General features: G+C 67.8%; 16 protein-coding genes. 1 reads left to right on the forward strand and 15 read right to left on the reverse strand.

What is annotated here, in order from left to right:
* Positions 1 to 13 precede the first annotated feature (13 nt).
* The 8 genes from rplW to ACFV46_RS03390 form a co-directional block, all read right to left on the reverse strand.
* Complete coding sequence (rplW, locus tag ACFV46_RS03355; RefSeq protein WP_361925651.1) at positions 14 to 433, reverse strand: 50S ribosomal protein L23; 420 nt, start codon at positions 431 to 433, stop codon at positions 14 to 16.
* A complete protein-coding gene (rplD, locus tag ACFV46_RS03360; protein WP_151785406.1) occupies positions 433 to 1,089 on the reverse strand; it encodes a 50S ribosomal protein L4 in 657 nt (218 codons plus the stop codon). The genes rplW and rplD overlap by 1 nt, the downstream gene beginning before the upstream one ends.
* 8 nt (positions 1,090 to 1,097) lie before the next feature.
* Entirely contained in the window at positions 1,098 to 1,742 is a 645-nt protein-coding gene (rplC, locus tag ACFV46_RS03365; RefSeq protein WP_055622540.1) for a 50S ribosomal protein L3, read from the reverse strand.
* Positions 1,743 to 1,759: 17 nt separating this feature from the next.
* Positions 1,760 to 2,068, reverse strand: coding sequence for a 30S ribosomal protein S10 (gene rpsJ, locus ACFV46_RS03370; RefSeq protein ID WP_003948644.1), 309 nt, complete (start codon positions 2,066 to 2,068; stop codon positions 1,760 to 1,762).
* Positions 2,069 to 2,510: 442 nt separating this feature from the next.
* Positions 2,511 to 3,869, reverse strand: a complete 1,359-nt coding sequence (gdhA, locus tag ACFV46_RS03375; RefSeq protein WP_385496976.1) for an NADP-specific glutamate dehydrogenase — start codon at positions 3,867 to 3,869, stop codon at positions 2,511 to 2,513.
* A gap of 282 nt (positions 3,870 to 4,151) precedes the next feature.
* A complete protein-coding gene (locus tag ACFV46_RS03380; RefSeq protein WP_385496858.1) occupies positions 4,152 to 5,333 on the reverse strand; it encodes an endo-1,4-beta-xylanase in 1,182 nt (393 codons plus the stop codon).
* Positions 5,334 to 5,466: 133 nt separating this feature from the next.
* Complete coding sequence (locus tag ACFV46_RS03385; protein WP_361925645.1) at positions 5,467 to 6,345, reverse strand: LLM class flavin-dependent oxidoreductase; 879 nt, start codon at positions 6,343 to 6,345, stop codon at positions 5,467 to 5,469.
* A 19-nt stretch (positions 6,346 to 6,364) separates the two neighbouring features.
* Entirely contained in the window at positions 6,365 to 7,384 is a 1,020-nt protein-coding gene (locus ACFV46_RS03390; protein WP_361925643.1) for an aldo/keto reductase, read from the reverse strand.
* Positions 7,385 to 7,538: 154 nt separating this feature from the next.
* Between ACFV46_RS03390 and ACFV46_RS03395 the strand changes: the two genes are divergently transcribed.
* On the forward strand, positions 7,539 to 8,129 hold the full coding sequence (locus ACFV46_RS03395) for a TetR/AcrR family transcriptional regulator (protein WP_385496859.1): 591 nt from the start codon (positions 7,539 to 7,541) through the stop codon (positions 8,127 to 8,129).
* Between the two features lie 110 nt (positions 8,130 to 8,239).
* Here ACFV46_RS03395 and tuf read toward each other — a convergent pair whose 3' ends face one another.
* From tuf to rpoB, 7 genes are all read right to left on the reverse strand, one after another.
* Positions 8,240 to 9,433, reverse strand: a complete 1,194-nt coding sequence (tuf, locus tag ACFV46_RS03400; RefSeq protein ID WP_030860906.1) for an elongation factor Tu — start codon at positions 9,431 to 9,433, stop codon at positions 8,240 to 8,242.
* Positions 9,434 to 9,588: 155 nt separating this feature from the next.
* The gene (gene fusA / locus ACFV46_RS03405) at positions 9,589 to 11,715 is read right to left on the reverse strand and encodes an elongation factor G (protein ID WP_062664051.1); all 2,127 of its coding nucleotides are present in this window, start codon (positions 11,713 to 11,715) and stop codon (positions 9,589 to 9,591) included.
* 38 nt (positions 11,716 to 11,753) lie between these two features.
* Complete coding sequence (rpsG, locus tag ACFV46_RS03410) at positions 11,754 to 12,224, reverse strand: 30S ribosomal protein S7 (RefSeq protein WP_003992340.1); 471 nt, start codon at positions 12,222 to 12,224, stop codon at positions 11,754 to 11,756.
* Positions 12,225 to 12,226: 2 nt separating this feature from the next.
* Positions 12,227 to 12,598, reverse strand: a complete 372-nt coding sequence (gene rpsL / locus ACFV46_RS03415; RefSeq protein ID WP_003948652.1) for a 30S ribosomal protein S12 — start codon at positions 12,596 to 12,598, stop codon at positions 12,227 to 12,229.
* Between the two features lie 341 nt (positions 12,599 to 12,939).
* A complete protein-coding gene (locus ACFV46_RS03420) occupies positions 12,940 to 13,518 on the reverse strand; it encodes a DUF1707 and DUF4190 domain-containing protein (protein WP_385496860.1) in 579 nt (192 codons plus the stop codon).
* 178 nt (positions 13,519 to 13,696) lie between these two features.
* Positions 13,697 to 17,596, reverse strand: coding sequence for a DNA-directed RNA polymerase subunit beta' (locus ACFV46_RS03425; protein WP_361925637.1), 3,900 nt, complete (start codon positions 17,594 to 17,596; stop codon positions 13,697 to 13,699).
* Between the two features lie 97 nt (positions 17,597 to 17,693).
* Positions 17,694 to 21,179, reverse strand: coding sequence for a DNA-directed RNA polymerase subunit beta (gene rpoB / locus ACFV46_RS03430; RefSeq protein WP_361925635.1), 3,486 nt, complete (start codon positions 21,177 to 21,179; stop codon positions 17,694 to 17,696).
* Positions 21,180 to 21,329 lie beyond the last annotated feature (150 nt).

The raw sequence follows: 21,329 nt of genomic DNA on the forward strand, positions 1-21,329 counted from the left end.
CGATCCGACCCGCTTACGCGGTCGGACCGCCGAAGATGTCGATACGGTCGCCCTCGGCGAGGGTCACGATCGCGCGCTTGGTGGCGGCACGCTGGCCGAACCCGGTGCGGGTCCGCTTGCGCTTGCCGGCGCGGTTGATCGTGTTGACCCCAGTGACCTTGACGTCGAAGACCGCCTGGACGGCCTGCTTGATCTGGGTCTTGTTGGCGTTCGGGTCGACGATGAACGTGTACTTGTTCTCGTCGAGGAGCGCGTAGCTCTTCTCCGACACGACCGGCTTCAGCAGGACGTCACGGGGGTCCGTGTACGCCTTGCTCGCCGGAGTGACGACGGTGTTCTTGCCCTCGGCGGCGTGGCGGCGCGCCTTGGCGACGCGAGCGGCCTTGGCCTTCTTCGCGGCCTTGGAGGCAATAGCGGGGTGACGGATAGCCATCAGGCCTCGCTCCCTTCGGTGTCATCGGCCTTCGGGCCCGACACGAAGGACTCGAACGCGGCCTGGGTGAAGACCACGTCGTCCGAGACGAGAACGTCGTACGTGTTCAGCTGGCCCGGCTCCAGGATGTGGACCTGGGGCAGGTTGCGGGCGGACAGCCACGCGGCCTCGTCGGCGCGCTCGACGACCAGGAGCAGGTTCTTGCGCTCCGAGATCTTGCCGAACAGGCTCTTGGCGGCCTTCGTGGACGGGTTGTCGCCCTCGATCACGCCGGAGACGACGTGGATGCGGTTGTTGCGGGCCCGGTCGGTGAGGGCGTGGCGCAGGGCCGCGGCCTTCATCTTCTTCGGGGTCCGCTGCGAGTAGTCACGCGGCACGGGACCGTGCACGACGCCACCACCGGCGAACTGCGGCGCGCGGGTCGAACCCTGACGGGCGCGACCGGTGCCCTTCTGGCGGTACGGCTTCTTGCCGCCACCACGGACCTCGCCACGGGTCTTGGTCTTGTGCGTGCCCTGACGGGCAGCGGCCAGCTGGGCGACGACGACCTGGTGGAGCAGCGGAACGCTGATCTTCTCTACGCCGAAGATCTCCGCGGGGAGCTCGACGGAACCGGCCTTGTCGCCAGCAGGCGAAAGGATGTCAACAGTGCTCATCGGTTACCTCAGGCCCCCTTGGCCGCGGTGCGGACCAGGACGAGGCCGCCGTTCGGACCGGGAACCGCGCCCTTGATGAGCAGCAGACCCTTCTCCGCGTCAACGGCGTGGACGGTCAGGTTCTGGGTGGTGACCCGCTCGTTGCCCATGCGACCCGCCATGCGGAGGCCCTTGAACACACGGCCCGGGGTGGCGCAGCCACCGATGGAACCGGGCGAGCGGTGCTTGCGCTGGGTGCCGTGACCGGCGCCGAGGCCCTTGAAGTTGTGACGCTTCATGACACCGGCGAAGCCCTTGCCCTTGCTCTTGCCGGTGACGTCGACCTTCACGCCGGCCTCGAAGACCTCGGCCGTGACTTCCTGGCCGAGCGTGTACTCGGAGGCGTCAGCGGTGCGGATCTCGACGAGGTGGCGACGGGGGGTGACGTCGGCCTTGGCGAAGTGGCCCTTGAGGGGCTTGTTCACCTTGCGCGGGTCGATCTCGCCGAAGGCGATCTGGACCGACTCGTAGCCGTCGACGTCGTTCGTACGGACCTGGGTGACGACGTTGGGGCCCGCCTTGACGACGGTGACCGGGACGACGCGGTTGTTCGCGTCCCACACCTGCGTCATGCCGAGCTTCTCGCCCAGGATGCCCTTGATCTGCTTAGCCATCGTTCAGATCACCGGCCTCAGAGCTTGATCTCGATGTCGACACCGGCCGGGAGGTCGAGTCGCATCAGAGAGTCAACGGTCTTGGGGGTCGGGTCGAGGATGTCGATCAGGCGCTTGTGCGTGCGCATCTCGAAGTGCTCGCGCGAGTCCTTGTACTTGTGCGGCGACTTGATGACGCAGTACACGTTCTTCTCAGTGGGCAGCGGCACCGGGCCCGCGACCGACGCACCAGTGCGAGTCACCGTCTCGACGATCTTCTTCGCCGAAGAGTCGATGACCTCGTGGTCGTAGGCCTTGAGCCGGATGCGGATCTTCTGTCCCGCCATGGCTACTCAGTAGTCCTGTCTCTCATACGCTCTGGAACCCGGTGTTCCCTTGACCTCCTCCGACCCACGCGGTCGGGCGTGTCGCGCTCCCGCTGACACAGATGTCCCTTGTTCGAACATCCCTGCGTGGGAACACGGCCCTTCCGGAACCGCAAGCCGGGAGCTAGGAGGCCCACCGGGTGCCTGGTCGGTGCCGCGCCGACACTTCCCGGAAGATTCCCGTACGTCCGCCCCAGCGCTGCCTTTCGGCAGTTAGGGCGACGAGTACTGTGGGACTCGCTTCCGGTCCTCCCGGCGGGAGGCGCGCAGCATCAACACTCGACCGAGCAACCCCGCTAGTCTGCCATACGGGGCAGGGGCCTGGCCAATCGAGCCGGAGAGAATACCCCGAGCGTGACGCAGGTCAAACCCTGGGCCGCCGTGCGCGCGCCTCCCCGGTGCGTCAGATGACGCCCTGGGCCAGCATCGCGTCCGCCACCCGCTCGAATCCGGCGATGTTGGCGCCGGTCACGTAGTCGCCCGGGGCGCCGTAGCGCTCGGCCGTCTCGGCGCAGGTGGTGTGGATGTCGGTCATGATGCGGGCCAGCTCGCGCTCGACCTGGTCGGCCTTCCACGACGTGCGCGAGGCGTTCTGCGTCATCTCCAGCGCGCTGACCGCGACCCCGCCGGCGTTGGCCGCCTTGCCGGGGCCGAAGGCCACCCCGGCCCGCTGGAACAGCTGCACGGCCTCCGGCGTGGTGGGCATGTTCGCGCCCTCGGAGACCGCCTTCACGCCGTTGCGGATCAGGGCGTCGGCGTCGACGGCGTTCAGCTCGTTCTGTGTGGCCGACGGCAGGGCGACGTCCGCCGGGACCTCCCAGACGCGGCCGTCCGGCACGAACCGCGCGGAGGCGCCCCGGCGTTCGGCGTACGCGCTCACCCGGCCCCGCTCGACCTCCTTGATCTGGCGCAGCAGCTCCAGGTCGATGCCCTTCTCGTCGACGACGTAGCCGCTGGAGTCGGAACAGGTGACCGGGTTGGCCCCAAGGGCGGTCAGCTTCTGGATGGTGTAGATCGCCACGTTGCCGGAGCCGGAGACGACGGCGGTCTGCCCCTCCAGGTCCTCGCCGCGGGCGCGCAGCATGGCCTCGGTGAAGAGCACGTTGCCGTACCCGGTGGCCTCCGGGCGGATCAGCGAGCCGCCCCAGCCGGCGCTCTTGCCGGTGAGGACGCCGCCCTCCCAGCGGTTGGTGATGCGCCGGTACTGGCCGAACAGGTAGCCGATCTCCCGGGCGCCGACGCCGATGTCACCGGCGGGGATGTCGGTGTACTCGCCGATGTGCCGGTACAGCTCGCTCATGAAGGACTGGCAGAAGCGCATGACCTCGGCGTCGCTGCGGCCCTGCGGGTCGAAGTCGCTGCCCCCCTTGCCGCCGCCGATACCGAGCCCGGTGAGCGCGTTCTTGAAGATCTGCTCGAAGCCCAGGAACTTGATGATGCCGAGGTTCACCGAGGGGTGGAAGCGCAGACCGCCCTTGTACGGGCCGAGGGCGCTGTTGAACTCGACGCGGAAGCCGCGGTTGACGTGGACGCGGCCCTGGTCGTCCTGCCACGGGACGCGGAACATGATCTGCCGCTCCGGCTCGACCAGCCGCTCCACGAGCCCCGGCTCCGCGTACTCGGGCCGCGCGGCGAGCACGGGCGCGAGCGTCTCCAGGACCTCTCGGGCGGCCTGGTGGAACTCGGGCTCCGCGGGGTTGCGGCGCTCCACCTCGGCGCGCAGACGGTCGAGGGAGGTCTTGGGGTCGGGTCGCGAGGACACGGAGGTCACGGGGCAGGTCCCTTTCTGGCACGGCTTCACCGGTACGGCACCGGTGGGGGCGCTCGGCGCCGTTGCCGCGCGCGGGACGTCGGCGGCCTCGTTCGTACGCCGGTTTCGTATACGAAGGGTCGCCCAACCCTTCCAGTGTTACTCCTGTGTTACGCGGATACCAAGGGGCGGGCCCGAATGTCCGCCATCTGGACAACGTGTACGGAGTGCGGACGTGGAACCGCCCCGGGCCGGTGTCGGACGACCGGGCCGGGGCGGTGGTTCGGGGATGCCTCAGTGCTCGCGGTGCCCGGGCCCCTTCGGCCCGCCCTTCCCGCAGTCGCCGTGGCGGGCGTCCTTCAGGGTGTCGCGCAGCGCGTAGTACGCCGGCTTGCGGCCGAAGTCGTCCGTCATGACCGTCGCGAAGCCCTCGCCCTCGAAGAACACCGGGACCCACGAGTACTTGTCGGTGAAGCCCCAGATGGTGAACGAGTTGCAGCCGTCGACGTCCAGGCACGCCTGCAGCATCCGCTGGTAGTACTCGGCCTGCTGCTTCTCCTGGGCCGGGGTCGGGAGCGAGCCCTTCGGCACGTCCATGCGGACGTCCAGTTCGGTGACCGCCGTCTCCAGGCCGAGCGCGTCGAAGCGGCGCAGGTTGTCGGCGAGGTCGCCGGGGAAGCCGTAGCGCGTGCTCAGGTGCCCCTGCACGGAGAAGCCGTGCACCGGCACCCGCTGCGCGCGCAGGTCCTTCACGAGCGCGTAGTACGCGTCGCTCTTCGCGTTGACGCTCTCGACGTTGTAGTCGTTGAGGAACAGCTTCGCCTTCGGGTCGGCCTGGTGCGCCCAGCGGAACGTGTCCGCGACGATCCCCGGACCGAGCTCACGGATCCAGATGTTCTCCTGCGTGCGCAGGTTCCCCTGGTCGTCGAAGATCTCGTTCGCCACGTCCCACTGCTGGATCCTTCCCTTGTACCGGCCGACCACCTTGGTGATGTGCTCGTGCAGGATGCCGCGCAGCTCCGCCTTGGTGAAGTCGCCGTTCTCCAGCCACCCGGGGTTCTGGCTGTGCCACAACAGCGTGTGTCCGCGCACCACTTGGTGGTTCTTGCGGGCGAACTCGACGATCGCGTCCGCCTGCTTGAAGTCGTAGCGGTCGCGCTCGGGGTGGATGTAGTCCCACTTCATCTGGTTCTCGGGCGAGACCGAGCTGAACTCCCGCCCCAGGACCTTGCGGTACTCCTTGTCGTACGTGAAGGGGTCCGGGTAGTCCTGCTCCAGGTGGTGGCCGCCGCCGGCCACGGCCGAGCCGATCACGAAACCTTCGGGGGCGGCCGCGCGCAGCCGGTCCGGCGCGGGGTGGGAGTGCGGCGGCGCCTTGGGACCGGCCTGCGAGGCGGCGGACGCCGAACCGCCCAGGAGCGGCAGGGCGAGTGCTGCGGTGGCGAGGGCCACGGTGGTGAAACGAAGAGGTCTCATGCGGCTTCCCTTTCCCGTCCTCGTTCTCGAATGTTTCGAAAACGTATCCGAAACATTAGGGATGGGGCGGACGGTACGGTCTGGCCGAGCGGCGCGTCAATACCCGTGCACGCGCGGGGTGTTCAGACCGCGCTCAGCCCACCGACGGACGGATCACCTCCTTTGCCACCCACCGGGCGATGCCCTCGGGAAACGGCGCCGGCAGTCCGAGCACGACGTGCCGGAACCCCGCCTCCAGCGCCTCCCCCACGGCGTTCCGTACGGCGTCGGGCCGGCCGGTGTCGACCGGGAGGTGGATCGACCGGACGATCGACGCGGGGTCGCGGCCGATGTCGGCGCAGTACCGGTCCAGCAGGGCGCTGCGCCGCACCACGTCGTCGATGTCGCCGCCCGGGACGTTCCACACGTCGGCGTGGACCGCGGCCACGCGCAGCGTCGCCGACGACCGGCCGCCGACGAGGATCGGCGGATGCGGGCGCTGCACGGGCCTGGGGCGGGCGAACGCCCCGGTCAGCCGGTGATGGGTGCCGTGGAAGTCGAACGGCTCCTGCGCGGTCCACAGCCGGCGGATCACCGTGCACGCCTCGGCGAGGCTCTCGACCGCCCGGGCCGGCTCCAGGAAGGGCAGCCCGTGGGCCGGGTACTCACGCCGGGCCTCCGGGGGGTGGGGCCGTGAGCCGACCCCGATGCCGAAGTCCAGCCGCCCGCCGGAGACGACGTCCACCGTCGTCGCGATCTTGGCGAGATGCGCGGGCGCCCGGAACCGGTTGCTGGTCACCATCACCCCGAGCCGGAGCCGCCCGGTCTGTGCCGCGAGGGCGGCGAGCAGCGTCCAGCCCTCGAAGACCGGCCCCTGGGGGTCGCCGAAGATGGGCATGAGGTGGTCGAACAGCCAGGCGTGCTCGATCTCGGGGACCTCGTCCGCCTCGCGCCAGACGCGGACGAGGTCGTCGTAACCGACCTGCGAAGGCGCGGTCATGATCCCGAAGCTGGGTCGGGGGGTGCTGCACATCAGGTTCCGTCCGTCCCGGTCAGCGGCGGCGCAGGGACACGTCGAGCAGCGCGGGCGGCGTGTCGAACTTCTCCTGCGGGGCCAGGTCGGTGCCGGGGGCGACGATCTCGTCGATCGCGTCGAGGACGTCGGCGGAGAGCACGGTGTCGGCGGCGGCGAGCTGGGAGTGCAGATGGTCGAGCGTGCGGGGGCCGATGAGCGCGGCGGTCACGGCGGGGTGCGCGTTGACGAATCCCAGGGCCAGCTGGATCAGGGTCAGACCGGCCTGGTCGGCGACCTCGGCCAGCCGCTCGACGGCCTCGCTTCGGGCCTGGTTGGAGGGGATCGAGAGGTCGAACCGCTCGGGCAGCACCTTCGAGCGGCTCGTGGCCACCTCGCGGCCCTTGCGGACCGCGCCGGACAGCCAGCCCGAGGCGAGCGGGCTCCACACCAGCACGCCGAGGCCGTACTCCTGGGTCACCGGAAGGACGTGCGCCTCGATGCCGCGCTGGAGGATCGAGTAGCTGGGCTGCTCGGTGACGTACCGGCCCAGACGCAGCTCGCGGGCGGCCCACTGCGCCTGCACGATGCGGTACGCGGGGAAGGTGGAGGAGCCGAAGTAGCGGATCTTCCCGGCGCGCTGGAGGTCGGTCAGGGCCGACAGGGTCTCCTCGTCGCTGGTGGTGGGGTCCCAGCGGTGGATCTGGAACAGGTCGACGTGGTCCACGCCGAGGCGGCGCAGGCTGTCGTCCAGGGCCTTGTGCAGCCAGCGGCGGGAGCTGCCCCGGTGGTTGCGCTCCTCCCCGATCGGCATGGTGGCCTTGGTGGCCAGGACAAGGTCGTCGCGGCGGCCCGCGATGGCCTTGCCGACCATCTCCTCGGACTCGCCCTCGCCGTAGAAGTCGGCGGTGTCGATGAGGTTGACGCCGGCCTCCAGGGCCGCGTCGACGATGGCGGTGGCCTCGTCCTGGGTGGTGCGGCCGATGGCGCCGAAGTTCATGGCGCCGAGCGCGAGCGTGCTGACCTGGACACCGGTGCGGCCGAGCGTGCGGTACTGCATGGAAGCCTCCTACACTGGAAGCGGAACAAGGTTCCGGTACGCCTCCCACGATACGGAACGTTGTTCCGTTTCTGCAAGGGCAGGCGTACGACGGTGCCCGTTCCGCCTGCGTGAGACCATGCGGGGACCCGGTGAGAGAGCGAGGAGCGACGCGGTGAGCGAGAGCGACCGGCGCGGCACGAGCGCGGCCCCGTCCCGGCGGAAGGACGCCCGGCGCAACAAGGAGACGCTGCTCGACGCGGCCGCCGCGGTCTTCGTCACCTCGGGCGTGGACGCCCCGGTGCGTGACATCGCCGCCCGGGCCGGCGTCGGTACGGGCACCCTCTACCGGCACTTCCCGACCCGCGCGGACCTGATCATCGCCGTCTACCGGCACCAGGTGGACGCCTGCGCCGAGGCGGGTCCCTCGCTGCTCGCCGAGGCCCCGACCCCGCACGCGGCCCTGCGCCGCTGGATCGACCTCTTCGTGGACTTCCTGGTGACCAAGCACGGCCTCGCCGCCGTGCTGCGCTCCGACCAGTCCGGCTTCGCCGCCCTGCACGACTACTTCCTGGACCGTCTGGTGCCCGTCTGCGCCGACCTGCTGTCCGCGGCGGTCGCCGCCGGCGAGATCCGCGACGACATCACGGCGCTCACCCTGCTGCGCGGCGTCGGCAACCTGTGCATCGGCGCGGAGAACGACCCCGGCTACGACGCCCGCCGGCTCGCCGCCGTCCTCGTCGACGGACTGCGCCGCACCCCCTGACGGACCCCCGTCCCGAGCTGCCCGCGGGCATGCGAAAGGGCCCGCACGACCGAAGTCGTGCGGGCCCCTTCAGGTGCTCGCGCTGGAGCCACCAGGTCAGACCGACAAGATTACTTGTTGATCTTGGTGACCTGGCCGGCGCCGACCGTCCGGCCACCCTCACGGATGGCGAACTTCAGGCCCTCTTCCATGGCGACGGGCTGGATGAGCTCCACCTTCATCTCGGTGTTGTCACCCGGCATGACCATCTCGGTGCCCTCGGGGAGGGTCACGACGCCGGTCACGTCCGTCGTACGGAAGTAGAACTGCGGACGGTAGTTGTTGAAGAACGGCGTGTGGCGGCCACCCTCGTCCTTGGACAGGATGTAGGCCTGGGCCTCGAACTCGGTGTGCGGGGTGACCGAACCGGGCTTGATGATGACCTGGCCGCGCTCGACGTCCTCGCGCTTGATGCCGCGGAGCAGCAGACCGACGTTCTCACCGGCCTGGCCCTCGTCGAGCAGCTTGCGGAACATCTCGATGCCGGTGACCGTGGTGGTGGTCTTCTCCGTCTTGATGCCGATGATGTCGACGGTCTCGTTGACCTTGAGGACACCACGCTCGATACGGCCGGTGACGACCGTACCGCGACCGGTGATGGTGAAGACGTCCTCGATCGGCATCAGGAACGGCTTGTCGACGTCACGCTCGGGCTGCGGGATCGCCTCGTCGACGGCGGCCATCAGGTCCAGGACCGACTGGCCCCACTCCTTGTCGCCCTCGAGAGCCTTGAGCGCCGAGACCTTGACGACGGGAACGTCGTCGCCCGGGAACTCGTACTCGGAGAGGAGCTCACGCACCTCGAGCTCGACGAGCTCCAGGATCTCCTCGTCGTCCACCATGTCGGCCTTGTTCAGGGCGACGACGATGTACGGAACGCCGACCTGGCGGGCCAGGAGCACGTGCTCCTTGGTCTGCGGCATCGGGCCGTCGGTGGCGGCGACCACGAGGATGGCGCCGTCCATCTGCGCCGCACCCGTGATCATGTTCTTGATGTAGTCCGCGTGACCGGGGCAGTCGACGTGGGCGTAGTGACGCGTCTCGGTCTGGTACTCGACGTGCGCGATGGAGATGGTGATACCGCGCTGGCGCTCCTCGGGAGCCTTGTCGATCTGGTCGAAGGCCGAGGCCTCGTTCAGGTCCGGGTACGCGTCGTGCAGCACCTTGGTAATGGCGGCCGTGAGGGTCGTCTTACCGTGGTCGATGTGACCGATGGTGCCGATGTTGACGTGGGGCTTAGTCCGCTCGAACTTCGCCTTCGCCACGGGGTCCTCCTGTGGAGTGGTTCTGAACGCCTTGCTTCATCGGCGCCAGGTGATCTTTGCTGGAAAGCCCGGGCCCCGGGGCATTCCGCCCGCTGTTGCGGTGGAATGCCCCCTGAGGCTCCGGAGTCAAGCCTAAAGCGTGTGAACGCGGTGCGTTACTCGCCCTTGGCCTTCGCGATGATCTCCTCGGCGACGTTCCGCGGAACCTCGGCGTAGGAGTCGAACTGCATGGAGTAGCTGGCCCGGCCGGACGTCTTGCTGCGCAGGTCGCCGACGTAACCGAACATCTCCGAGAGGGGCACGAGGCCCTTCACGACGCGAGCACCCGCCCGCTCCTCCATGGCCTGGATCTGGCCACGGCGGGAGTTGATGTCACCGATGACCTCGCCCATGTAGTCCTCGGGCGTGGTGACCTCGACGGCCATCATCGGCTCGAGCAGCACGGGGCTGGCCTTGCGCGCGGCCTCCTTGAAGGCCTGCGAGCCGGCGATCTTGAACGCGAGCTCGGAGGAGTCGACCTCGTGGTAGCCACCGTCGATCAGCGTGACGCGCACGCCGGTCATCTCGTAGCCCGCGAGGATGCCGAACTGCATGGCCTCCTGCGCACCGGCGTCCACCGAAGGGATGTACTCCTTCGGGATACGGCCACCGGTGACCTTGTTCACGAACTCGTACGAGGCGTCGCCGCCCTCGATCGGCTCGATCGCGATCTGCACCTTGGCGAACTGGCCGGTACCACCAGTCTGCTTCTTGTGCGTGTAGTCGACGCGCTCGACGGCCTTGCGGATCGTCTCGCGGTAGGCGACCTGCGGCTTGCCGACGTTGGCCTCGACCTTGAACTCACGGCGCATACGGTCGACCAGCACCTCGAGGTGCAGCTCGCCCATACCGCCGATGATGGTCTGACCGGTCTCCTCGTCCGAGTGAACCTGGAAGGAGGGGTCCTCCTCCGCGAGACGCTGGATGGCGACACCCAGCTTCTCCTGGTCGCCCTTGGACTTGGGCTCGATCGCGACCTGGATGACCGGCGCCGGGAAGTCCATGGACTCCAGGATCACCGGCTGCTTGTCGTCGGACAGCGTCTCACCGGTGGTGGTCTGCTTCAGGCCCATGACGGCGACGATGTCGCCGGCGCCCACCGACTCGATCTCCTCACGCTTGTTCGCGTGCATGCGGTAGATCTTGCCGATGCGCTCCTTCTTGCCCTTGACGGAGTTCAGCACGGCGGTGCCGGACTCCAGGCGGCCCGAGTAGACCCGGACGAAGGTGAGCTTGCCGAGGTGCGGGTCGCTCATGATCTTGAACGCCAGCGCGGACAGCGGCTCGTCGTCGGACGGCTTGCGCTTGACGACCAGCTCGGGGTCCTTCACGTCGTGGCCCTCGATGGCCTCGACGTCGAGCGGGGTCGGCAGGTAGCGCACGACCGCGTCGAGCAGGGGCTGGACGCCCTTGTTCTTGAACGCGGTGCCACAGAACACCGGGGTGACCGTGGTGTCGCTGGACTTGCCGGACGCGATGGTGATGCGACGGATCGCGGCGTACAGCTGCTCCTCGGTGGGCTCCTGGCCCTCCAGGTACAGCTCCATGATCTCTTCGTCGTTCTCCGCGACGGCCTCGACCAGCTTGCCGCGCCACTCCTCGGCGGCCTCGGTGTGCGTGGCCGGGATGTCGACGACGTCGTACATCTCGCCCTTGGCGGCCTCGGCGGACCACACGAGCGCCTTCATGCGGACCAGGTCCACGACGCCCTTGAAGTCGGCCTCGGCGCCGATCGGGAGCTGCATGACGAGCGGCTGGGCGCCCAGGCGGTCCGAGATCATGTCCACGCAGCGGTGGAACTCGGCGCCGGTACGGTCCAGCTTGTTGACGAAGCAGATACGCGGGACGCCGTAACGGTCGGCCTGACGCCACACCGTCTCGGACTGCGGCTCGACACCGGCGACACCGTCGAACACCGTCACGGCACCATCGAGCACACGCAGGGAACGCTCCACCTCGACGGTGAAGTCGACGTGCCCGGGGGTGTCGATGATGTTGATGGTGTAGTCGTTGTCTTCGAGCGGCCAGTGACAGGTGGTGGCAGCAGACGTGATCGTGATGCCACGCTCCTGCTCCTGCTCCATCCAGTCCATGGTGGCAGCGCCGTCGTGGACCTCACCGATCTTGTAGGACACACCGGTGTAGAACAGAATCCGCTCGGTGGTGGTCGTCTTGCCCGCGTCGATGTGGGCCATGATCCCGATGTTTCGGACCCTGGCCAGGTCAAGTGAAGTGGTAGCCATAAGGCTTCAGTCTTCTCTCGGTCTCGATGTGGGAGCGACTACCAGCGGTAGTGCGCGAAGGCCTTGTTGGACTCGGCCATCTTGTGCGTGTCCTCGCGCTTCTTCACAGCGGCACCCAGGCCGTTGGAGGCGTCGAGGAGCTCGTTGAGCAGACGCTCGGTCATGGTCTTCTCGCGACGGGCGCGGGAGTAACCGACCAGCCAGCGCAGCGCCAGCGTGTTGGCACGACCGGGCTTGACCTCGATCGGAACCTGGTACGTCGCACCACCGACACGGCGGGACTTGACCTCGAGGGTCGGCTTGATGTTCTCAAGAGCGCGCTTCAGCGTGATGATCGGGTCGTTGCCCGTCTTCTCACGCAGACCCTCCATGGCGCCGTAGACGATGCGCTCGGCGGTGGAGCGCTTGCCGTTCAGCAGCACCTTGTTGATCAGGGAGGTCACCAGAGGAGAGCCGTAGACCGGGTCGATGATGACCGGGCGCTTCGGGGCGGGGCCCTTACGAGGCATTCTTACTTCTCCTTCTTGGCGCCGTAGCGGCTGCGGGCCTGCTTGCGGTTCTTGACACCCTGGGTGTCGAGGGAGCCACGGATGATCTTGTAGCGAACACCCGGCAGGTCCTTCACACGGCCGCCGCGCACGAGCACGATGGAGTGCTCCTGCAGGTTGTGTCCCTCACCCGGAATGTAAGCGGTGACCTCGATCCCGCTGGTCAGACGCACACGCGCGACCTTACGCAGGGCCGAGTTCGGCTTCTTCGGGGTGGTCGTGAACACACGCGTGCAGACGCCACGACGCTGAGGGGAACCCTCGAGTGCGGGCGTCTTGTTCTTCTCGACCTTGTCCTGCCGGCCCTTGCGGACCAGCTGCTGGATCGTAGGCACTACTTCTCCGGTTTCTGTGTGCCGAATGGTGAAGCTAACCTGGAACGTCACCGACCCACGCGGTCGGGTGTGTCGAATCCGGCGGACTCCCGCCGCGAGGCGAAAAGAGCACAGATCACGGTGGCCGCTCACAGCTCGCTGCACGGTCTGAAGGCACGCACAGGAGCCAGGGCACACCCCAGGCACAAGGTCTGAGCGTACCTATCGCATTCGCTGCGGTCAAAACAAATGGGTCTCGCCCGCATCGCCATACGGCCGATGTCAAGACCACACGGCGCAGACGATCTTCGTCCGGTCGATCCGGCCACGTCACAGCCCTCTCACCGCACGCCCGCCCACCGTCACGCGGACACGGCCGCGGCCACGATCATCAGCGTCAGCAGCGCGGCCCACGCCACGTTCGACAGCCAGCCGAGGACGAGCCCCGTCAGCGCGAGCCCGTCACCGCTCTCCCCCGTGCGCCGTATCTCGGCGCGGGCCGAGTGCCCCAGCACGACGGCCGGTATGCCGGCCAGGCCGAAACTCATCAGGCAGAGCACCCCGCACACCGCCGACCCGACCGCCTTGCCGTTGGTCCGCGGCCGGTCGTACGGCAGGAAGGTCCGCGGCACCGGCGTGACGGGCGCAGGCAGCGGCAGGGGGCCCTGGGGCAGGTCGGCCACCAGCAGGGCCAGTTCCCCCACCGTACGGGCCGCGTAGGCCCGCGCGACCCGCTGGTCGAACTCGGGCTTCTCCAGGCGCCCCTCCCCGAACCCGGCCCTGAGCACGTCCACGGCGCGCTCACGGTCGGCGTGCGAGGCGAGCATCGCGGGGGCGGCGGCCTGGGCCCAGGGCTGCGGCGCACCGCCGGCGCCCTTCTGCCACGGCTGCGGCCCGGGCCCCTGATAGGGCTGCCACGGCGGCCACGACGGCTGAGTCATGGAGCACCTCCCCCGTAACGGTCGGAGTCCCTCCATCATGCGCCGAACCGGCGCCTCGGGCATCGGGGTCGGACCCTGACGAATCCCCGAGCGACCCCCGAGCCGGCCCCCGGACCGCCCCGGACACGCCGAAGGGCGGCCACCCCGAGGGGTGACCGCCCTTCACACGATCGCTCGCTTACTGGTTGTACGGACCGTAGTCGTAGTCCTCCAGCGGAACGGCCTGGCCGGAGCCGGTGCCGAACGGCGAGTAGTCGATGTCGTCGTAGCCGACGGCCGAGTACATCGCGGCCTTGGCCTCCTCGGTCGGCTCGACCCGGATGTTGCGGTAGCGGGACAGACCCGTACCGGCCGGGATGAGCTTACCGATGATGACGTTCTCCTTGAGGCCGATCAGCGAGTCGGACTTGGCGTTGATCGCCGCGTCCGTGAGGACTCGCGTCGTCTCCTGGAAGGACGCCGCCGACAGCCAGGACTCCGTGGCCAGCGAGGCCTTGGTGATACCCATGAGCTGCGGACGACCGGAGGCCGGGTGACCGCCCTCCTGGACCACACGACGGTTCTCCTGCTCGAACTTCGAGCGCTCGACCAGCTCGCCGGGCAGCAGCTCGGCGTCGCCGGACTCGATGATCGTCACACGGCGGAGCATCTGCCGGATGATGATCTCGATGTGCTTGTCGTGGATCGACACACCCTGCGAGTTGTAGACCTTCTGGACCTCGCCGACCAGGTGGACCTGGACGGCACGCTGACCCAGGATGCGCAGCACGTCGTGCGGGTTGGTGGCACCCACGGTGAGCTTCTGGCCCACCTCGACGTGCTCGCCCTCGCTGACCAGGAGACGGGCGCGCTTCGAGATCGGGTACGCCGTCTCGTCGCTGCCGTCGTCCGGGGTGACGACGATCTTCTTGGTCTTCTCGGTCTCCTCGATCCGCACGCGGCCGGTGGCCTCGGAGATCGGGGCGACACCCTTCGGGGTACGGGCCTCGAAGAGCTCGACGACACGCGGCAGACCCTGGGTGATGTCGTCACCGGCCACACCACCGGTGTGGAAGGTACGCATCGTCAGCTGGGTGCCGGGCTCACCGATGGACTGGGCGGCGATGATGCCGACCGCCTCACCGATGTCGACCAGCTTGCCGGTGGCCAGTGAACGGCCGTAGCACATCGCGCAGGTGCCGACCTGGGACTCGCAGGTCAGGATCGAACGGGTCTTGACCTCCTCGACACCGTGGTGCACCAGCTGGTCGATGAGCACGTCGCCCAGGTCCACGTTGGCCGGCGCGATCACCTTGCCGTCGATGACGACGTCCTCGGCGAGCATGCGGGCGTAGACGCTGGTCTCGACGTCGTCCGCCTTGCGCAGCACACCGTCGGCGCCGCGGTTGGCGATCCGCAGCTTCAGACCGCGCTCGGTGCCGCAGTCCTCCTCGCGGATGATGACGTCCTGCGAGACGTCCACCAGACGACGGGTGAGGTAACCCGAGTCGGCGGTACGCAGGGCGGTGTCCGCCAGACCCTTACGGGCACCGTGCGTGGAGATGAAGTACTCCAGCACGGACAGGCCCTCACGGAACGACGCCTTGATCGGACGCGGAATCGTCTCGTTCTTCGCGTTCGACACCAGACCACGCATACCGGCGATCTGACGCATCTGCATCATGTTGCCTCGTGCACCCGAGTTCACCATCATGAAGATCGGGTTGGTCTTCGGGAAGTTGTCGTTCATCGCCTCGGCGACCTCGTTGGTCGCCTTGGTCCAGATCGCGATGAGCTCCTGCGTGCGCTCGTCCTTGGTGATCAGACCGCGCTCGTACTGCTTCTGGACCTTCTCGTCCTGCGCCTCGTAGCCCTTGACGATCTCCTTCTTCGCCTCGGGAACGACGACGTCGGAGATGGCCACGGTGACACCGGAACGGGTCGCCCAGTAGAAGCCGGACGCCTTCAGGTTGTCGAGCGTCGCCGCCACGATGACCTTCGGGTAGCGCTCGGCGAGGTCGTTGACGATCTCGGAGAGCTGCTTCTTGCCGACCTCGTAGTCGACGAACGGGTAGTCCTCGGGCAGCAGCTCGTTGAAGAGCGCGCGGCCCAGGGTCGTCCGCAGACGGAACGAGTCACCCTGCTGCCACTCCGGCTCGCCCTCCTCCTGCGCCGGCGGGGTCCAGCCGCGCGGCGGGATGGTGCCGACCGGGAAGCGGATGTCGATCTTCGACTGGAGCGAGAGCTCGCCGGCGTCGAAGGCCATGATCGCCTCGGCCACGGAGGAGAAGGAGCGGTCCTCGCCCTTCACGTCCCGCATCTCGCCGTCGGTGGTGAGGAAGAACAGACCGAGGACCATGTCCTGGGTCGGCATCGTCACCGGACGGCCGTCGGCGGGCTTGAGGATGTTGTTCGAGGACAGCATCAGGATGCGGGCCTCGGCCTGCGCCTCCGCGGACAGCGGCAGGTGCACGGCCATCTGGTCACCGTCGAAGTCCGCGTTGAACGCGGTGCAGACGAGCGGGTGGATCTGGATGGCCTTGCCCTCGACCAGCTGCGGCTCGAAGGCCTGGATGCCGAGGCGGTGCAGGGTGGGAGCACGGTTCAGCAGAACCGGGTGCTCGGCGATGACCTCTTCGAGGACGTCGTACACGACCGTGCGGCCGCGCTCCACCATGCGCTTGGCGCTCTTGATGTTCTGCGCATGGTTCAGGTCGACCAGGCGCTTCATCACGAACGGCTTGAAGAGCTCCAGCGCCATGGCCTTGGGCAGACCGCACTGGTGCAGCTTCAGCTGCGGGCCGACGACGATGACGGAACGCGCCGAGTAGTCGACTCGCTTGCCGAGCAGGTTCTGACGGAAGCGGCCCTGCTTGCCCTTGAGCATGTCGGACAGCGACTTCAGCGGACGGTTGCCCGGACCGGTGACCGGCCGGCCACGACGGCCGTTGTCGAACAGCGCGTCCACGGCCTCCTGGAGCATGCGCTTCTCGTTGTTCACGATGATCTCGGGCGCGCCGAGGTCGAGAAGCCGCTTCAGGCGGTTGTTGCGGTTGATGACACGGCGGTACAGGTCGTTCAGGTCGGAGGTCGCGAAGCGGCCACCGTCCAGCTGCACCATCGGACGCAGGTCCGGCGGGATGACCGGCACGCAGTCGAGCACCATGCCCTTGGGGCTGTTGCTGGTCTGCAGGAACGCGGAGACGACCTTCAGGCGCTTGAGCGCACGGGTCTTCTTCTGGCCCTTGCCGGTGCGGATGATCTCGCGGAGCTTCTCGGCCTCCTCCTCGAGGTCGAAGGACTCCAGGCGCTTCTGCAGCGCCGCGGCACCCATCGAGCCGTCGAAGTACGTGCCGAAGCGGTCACGCAGCTCGCGGTAGAGCAGCTCGTCACCCTCGAGATCCTGGACCTTGAGGTTCTTGAACCGGGTCCACACCTCGTCCAGGCGGTCGATCTCGCGCTGCGCACGGTCGCGCAGCTGCTTCATCTCGCGCTCGGCACCCTCGCGCACCTTGCGGCGCACGTCGGCCTTGGCGCCCTCGGCCTCGAGCTCGGCCAGGTCGGTCTCGAGCTTCTTGGCGCGGGCCTCCAGGTCGGCGTCCCGGCGGTTCTCGATCTGCTGGCGCTCGACCGAGACGTGCGCCTCCAGGGAGGGCAGGTCGCGGGTACGGCGCTCCTCGTCGACGTACGTGATCATGTACGCCGCGAAGTAGATGACCTTCTCGAGGTCCTTGGGCGCCAGGTCCAGAAGGTAGCCGAGGCGCGACGGGACACCCTTGAAGTACCAGATGTGCGTGACGGGGGCGGCCAGCTCGATGTGGCCCATCCGCTCACGGCGCACCTTGGCGCGGGTCACCTCGACGCCGCAGCGCTCACAGATGATGCCCTTGAAGCGGACACGCTTGTACTTGCCGCAGTAGCACTCCCAGTCCCGGGTGGGGCCGAAGATCTTCTCGCAGAAGAGGCCGTCCTTTTCGGGCTTGAGGGTGCGGTAGTTGATGGTCTCGGGCTTCTTGACCTCGCCGTGGCTCCACTGACGGATGTCGTCAGCGGTGGCCAGACCGATCCGGAGCTCATCGAAGAAGTTGACGTCGAGCACTATGCGTCAATCCCTCTCAGGGTTGTAAGTCTGTGGTCTGAAACGGGGGCCTGGGGGTCGGCGGGGCCCTGTGGGTGAGGGCCCCGCCGGACTCCCGTCAGACCTCTTCGACGCTGCTCGGCTCGCGCCGGGACAGGTCGATGCCGAGCTCCTCCGCAGCGCGGAAGACGTCCTCGTCGGTGTCACGCATCTCGATGGACATACCGTCGCTGGACAGCACCTCCACGTTCAGGCAGAGCGACTGCATCTCCTTGATGAGCACCTTGAAGGACTCGGGGATGCCGGGCTCGGGGATGTTCTCGCCCTTGACGATGGCCTCGTAGACCTTCACGCGGCCGGTGACGTCGTCGGACTTGATGGTCAGCAGCTCCTGGAGGGCGTAGGCGGCGCCGTACGCCTCCAGCGCCCACACCTCCATCTCGCCGAACCGCTGGCCACCGAACTGGGCCTTACCACCCAGCGGCTGCTGGGTGATCATCGAGTACGGGCCGGTCGAGCGGGCGTGCAGCTTGTCGTCGACCAGGTGGTGCAGCTTCAGGATGTACATGTACCCGATGGAGATCGGGTCCGGGAACGGCTCACCGGAGCGGCCGTCGAACAGCCGCGCCTTACCGGTCGGCTGCACCATGCGCTCGCCGTCCCGGTTCGGGATGGTGTGCTGGAGCAGACCCGCCAGCTCGTCCTCCCGCGCACCGTCGAAGACCGGGGTCGCGACGTTGGTGCCGGGGGCGACCTGGTCGGCGCCGATGGCCTGGAGGCGCTGCGCCCACTCCTCGCCGAGGCCGGAGACGTCCCAGCCGCGGCTGGCGAGCCAGCCGAGGTGGATCTCCAGGACCTGTCCCGGGTTCATTCGGGACGGGACACCCAGCGGGTTGAGGATGATGTCGACCGGGGTGCCGTCCTCCAGGAACGGCATGTCCTCGATCGGCAGGATCTTGGAGATGACGCCCTTGTTGCCGTGACGGCCGGCGAGCTTGTCACCGTCGGTGATCTTGCGCTTCTGCGCGACGTAGACGCGCACCAGCTGGTTCACACCGGGGGGAAGCTCGTCGCCCTCCTCGCGGTCGAAGACGCGCACGCCGATGACCTTGCCGGTCTCGCCGTGCGGCACCTTCAGCGAGGTGTCACGGACCTCACGGGCCTTCTCACCGAAGATCGCGCGGAGCAGGCGCTCCTCCGGCGTCAGCTCGGTCTCACCCTTGGGCGTGACCTTGCCGACGAGGATGTCACCGGCGATGACCTCGGCACCGATGCGGATGATGCCGCGCTCGTCGAGGTCGGCGAGGACCTCCTCGGAGACGTTCGGGATGTCCCGGGTGATCTCCTCGGGGCCGAGCTTGGTGTCACGGGCGTCGACCTCGTGCTCCTCGATGTGGATCGAGGAGAGGACGTCGTCCTGCACGAGGCGCTGCGACAGGATGATCGCGTCCTCGTAGTTGTGACCCTCCCACGGCATGAACGCCACGAGCAGGTTCTTGCCGAGGGCCATCTCGCCGTTCTCGGTGGCCGGGCCGTCGGCCAGGACCTGGCCTTCGATGATCCGGTCGCCCTCGTGGACGATGACCTTCTGGTTGACCGAGGTGCCCTGGTTGGAGCGGGCGAACTTGGCCAGACGGTACGTGATGTACGTGCCGTCGTCGTTGGCGGTGGTGATGTAGTCCGCAGAGACCTCCTGGACGACACCCGCCTTCTCGGCCTTGACCACGTCGCCGGCGTCGACGGCGGAGCGGTACTCCATGCCGGTGCCGACGAGCGGGGCCTCGCTCTTGATGAGCGGCACGGCCTGACGCATCATGTTCGCGCCCATGAGGGCACGGTTGGCGTCGTCGTGCTCGAGGAACGGGATCATGGCGGTCGCGACCGACACCATCTGGCGCGGCGAGACGTCCATGTAGTCGACGTCGTCACCGGGGACGTAGTCGACCTCTCCGCCACGACGGCGGACCAGGACCCGGGCCTCCTCGAACCGCATGTCGTCGTTGAGCGTGGCGTTGGCCTGCGCGATGACGAAGCGGTCCTCCTCGTCGGCCGTCAGGTAGTCCACCTCGTCGGTGACCTGGCCGTCGACGACCTTGCGGTACGGCGTCTCCACGAAACCGAACGCGTTGACGCGGCCGTAGGAGGCGAGCGAACCGATCAGACCGATGTTCGGGCCTTCGGGCGTCTCGATCGGGCACATGCGGCCGTAGTGCGACGGGTGGACGTCACGGACCTCGAAGCCGGCCCGCTCACGGGACAGACCACCCGGGCCGAGCGCGGACAGACGACGCTTGTGCGTCAGCCCGGACAGCGGGTTGTTCTGGTCCATGAACTGCGACAGCTGGCTGGTGCCGAAGAACTCCTTGATGGAGGCGACGACCGGCCGGATGTTGATCAGGGTCTGCGGCGTGATCGCCTCGACGTCCTGGGTGGTCATGCGCTCGCGCACGACGCGCTCCATACGAGCCAGACCCGTACGGACCTGGTTCTGGATGAGCTCGCCGACGCTGCGCAGACGACGGTTGCCGAAGTGGTCGATGTCGTCGGTCTCGACGACGATGCTCTGACCGCTGTCGCCGACCGTCTCGGTCTCGCCCGCGTGCAGCTTCACCAGGTACTTGATCGTCGAGATGATGTCCTCGACGGTCAGGATGCCCGCGTCCAGCGGAGCGTCCGCACCCAGCTTCTTGTTGACCTTGTAGCGACCGACCTTGGCGAGGTCGTAGCGCTTGGGGTTGAAGTAGAGGTTCTCGAGCAGCGTCTGCGCGGCCTCACGCGTGGGGGGCTCGCCCGGACGCAGCTTGCGGTAGATGTCGAGCAGCGCGTCGTCCTGGCCCTGGGTGTGGTCCTTCTCCAGGGTGGCGCGCATCGACTCGTACTCGCCGAACTCCTCGAGGATCTGCTCGGTGGTCCAGCCGAGCGCCTTCAGGAGGACGGTGACGGACTGCTTGCGCTTGCGGTCGATGCGCACACCGACCATGTCGCGCTTGTCGATCTCCATCTCCAGCCAGGCACCCCGGGACGGGATGATCTTGGCGGAGAAGATGTCCTTGTCGGACGTCTTGTCGATGGAGGAGTCGAAGTAGACGCCGGGCGAGCGGACCAGCTGCGACACCACGACACGCTCGGTGCCGTTGATGACGAAGGTGCCCTTGTTGGTCATGAGCGGGAAGTCGCCCATGAAGACCGTCTGGGACTTGATCTCGCCGGTCTCGTTGTTCGTGAACTCGGCGGTGACGAAGAGCGGGGCCGCGTACGTGAAGTCGCGCTCCTTGCACTCGTCGATGCTGTTCTTCGGGGGCTCGAAACGGTGGTCGCGGAACGTCAGCGACATCGACCCGGAGAAGTCCTCGATCGGGGAGATCTCCTCGAAGATCTCCTCGAGGCCGGACTTGGTGGGGACGTCCTGACCGGACTCCAGAGCCGCCTCGACCCGACTCTGCCAGGCGGTGTTGCCGAGCAGCCAGTCGAAGCTCTCGGTCTGCAGCGCGAGCAGGTTCGGAACCTCGAGGGGCTCCTTGATCTTTGCAAAAGAGATGCGCAGCGGGGCGGTGCTGGCGCCGTTGTTCGTATTCGCGGTCGAGGCGTTGCGCGAGGCGGCCAAGAGGGGGTCCTTCCGAGGGCTCGGACTCACTACGCGCGTACCGGCCCCTCACTCCCCTATCGGGACAGACGTCGCCCGATCTGACCGTTGGGCCAGGTCGGAGATGTCCGGTCGGCGATACTGAGGCGAGGGCAGACCCCTGGTGACGGG

This window comes from Streptomyces sp. NPDC059852 (genome assembly GCF_042731455.1).
Classification (GTDB): Bacteria; Actinomycetota; Actinomycetes; order Streptomycetales; family Streptomycetaceae; genus Streptomyces.

Bases quoted from the DNA above. Each gene is read 5' to 3' on its own strand.
- rplW (WP_361925651.1), bottom strand. From the start codon at position 433: ATGGCTATCCGTCACCCCGCTATTGCCTCCAAGGCCGCGAAGAAGGCC.
- rplD (WP_151785406.1), bottom strand. From the start codon at position 1,089: ATGAGCACTGTTGACATCCTTTCGCCTGCTGGCGACAAGGCCGGTTCC.
- rplC (WP_055622540.1), bottom strand. From the start codon at position 1,742: ATGGCTAAGCAGATCAAGGGCATCCTGGGCGAGAAGCTCGGCATGACG.
- rpsJ (WP_003948644.1), bottom strand. From the start codon at position 2,068: ATGGCGGGACAGAAGATCCGCATCCGGCTCAAGGCCTACGACCACGAG.
- ACFV46_RS03380 (WP_385496858.1), bottom strand. From the start codon at position 5,333: ATGAGACCTCTTCGTTTCACCACCGTGGCCCTCGCCACCGCAGCACTC.
- ACFV46_RS03385 (WP_361925645.1), bottom strand. From the start codon at position 6,345: ATGTGCAGCACCCCCCGACCCAGCTTCGGGATCATGACCGCGCCTTCG.
- ACFV46_RS03390 (WP_361925643.1), bottom strand. From the start codon at position 7,384: ATGCAGTACCGCACGCTCGGCCGCACCGGTGTCCAGGTCAGCACGCTC.
- fusA (WP_062664051.1), bottom strand. From the start codon at position 11,715: ATGGCTACCACTTCACTTGACCTGGCCAGGGTCCGAAACATCGGGATC.
- rpsG (WP_003992340.1), bottom strand. From the start codon at position 12,224: ATGCCTCGTAAGGGCCCCGCCCCGAAGCGCCCGGTCATCATCGACCCG.
- ACFV46_RS03420 (WP_385496860.1), bottom strand. From the start codon at position 13,518: ATGACTCAGCCGTCGTGGCCGCCGTGGCAGCCCTATCAGGGGCCCGGG.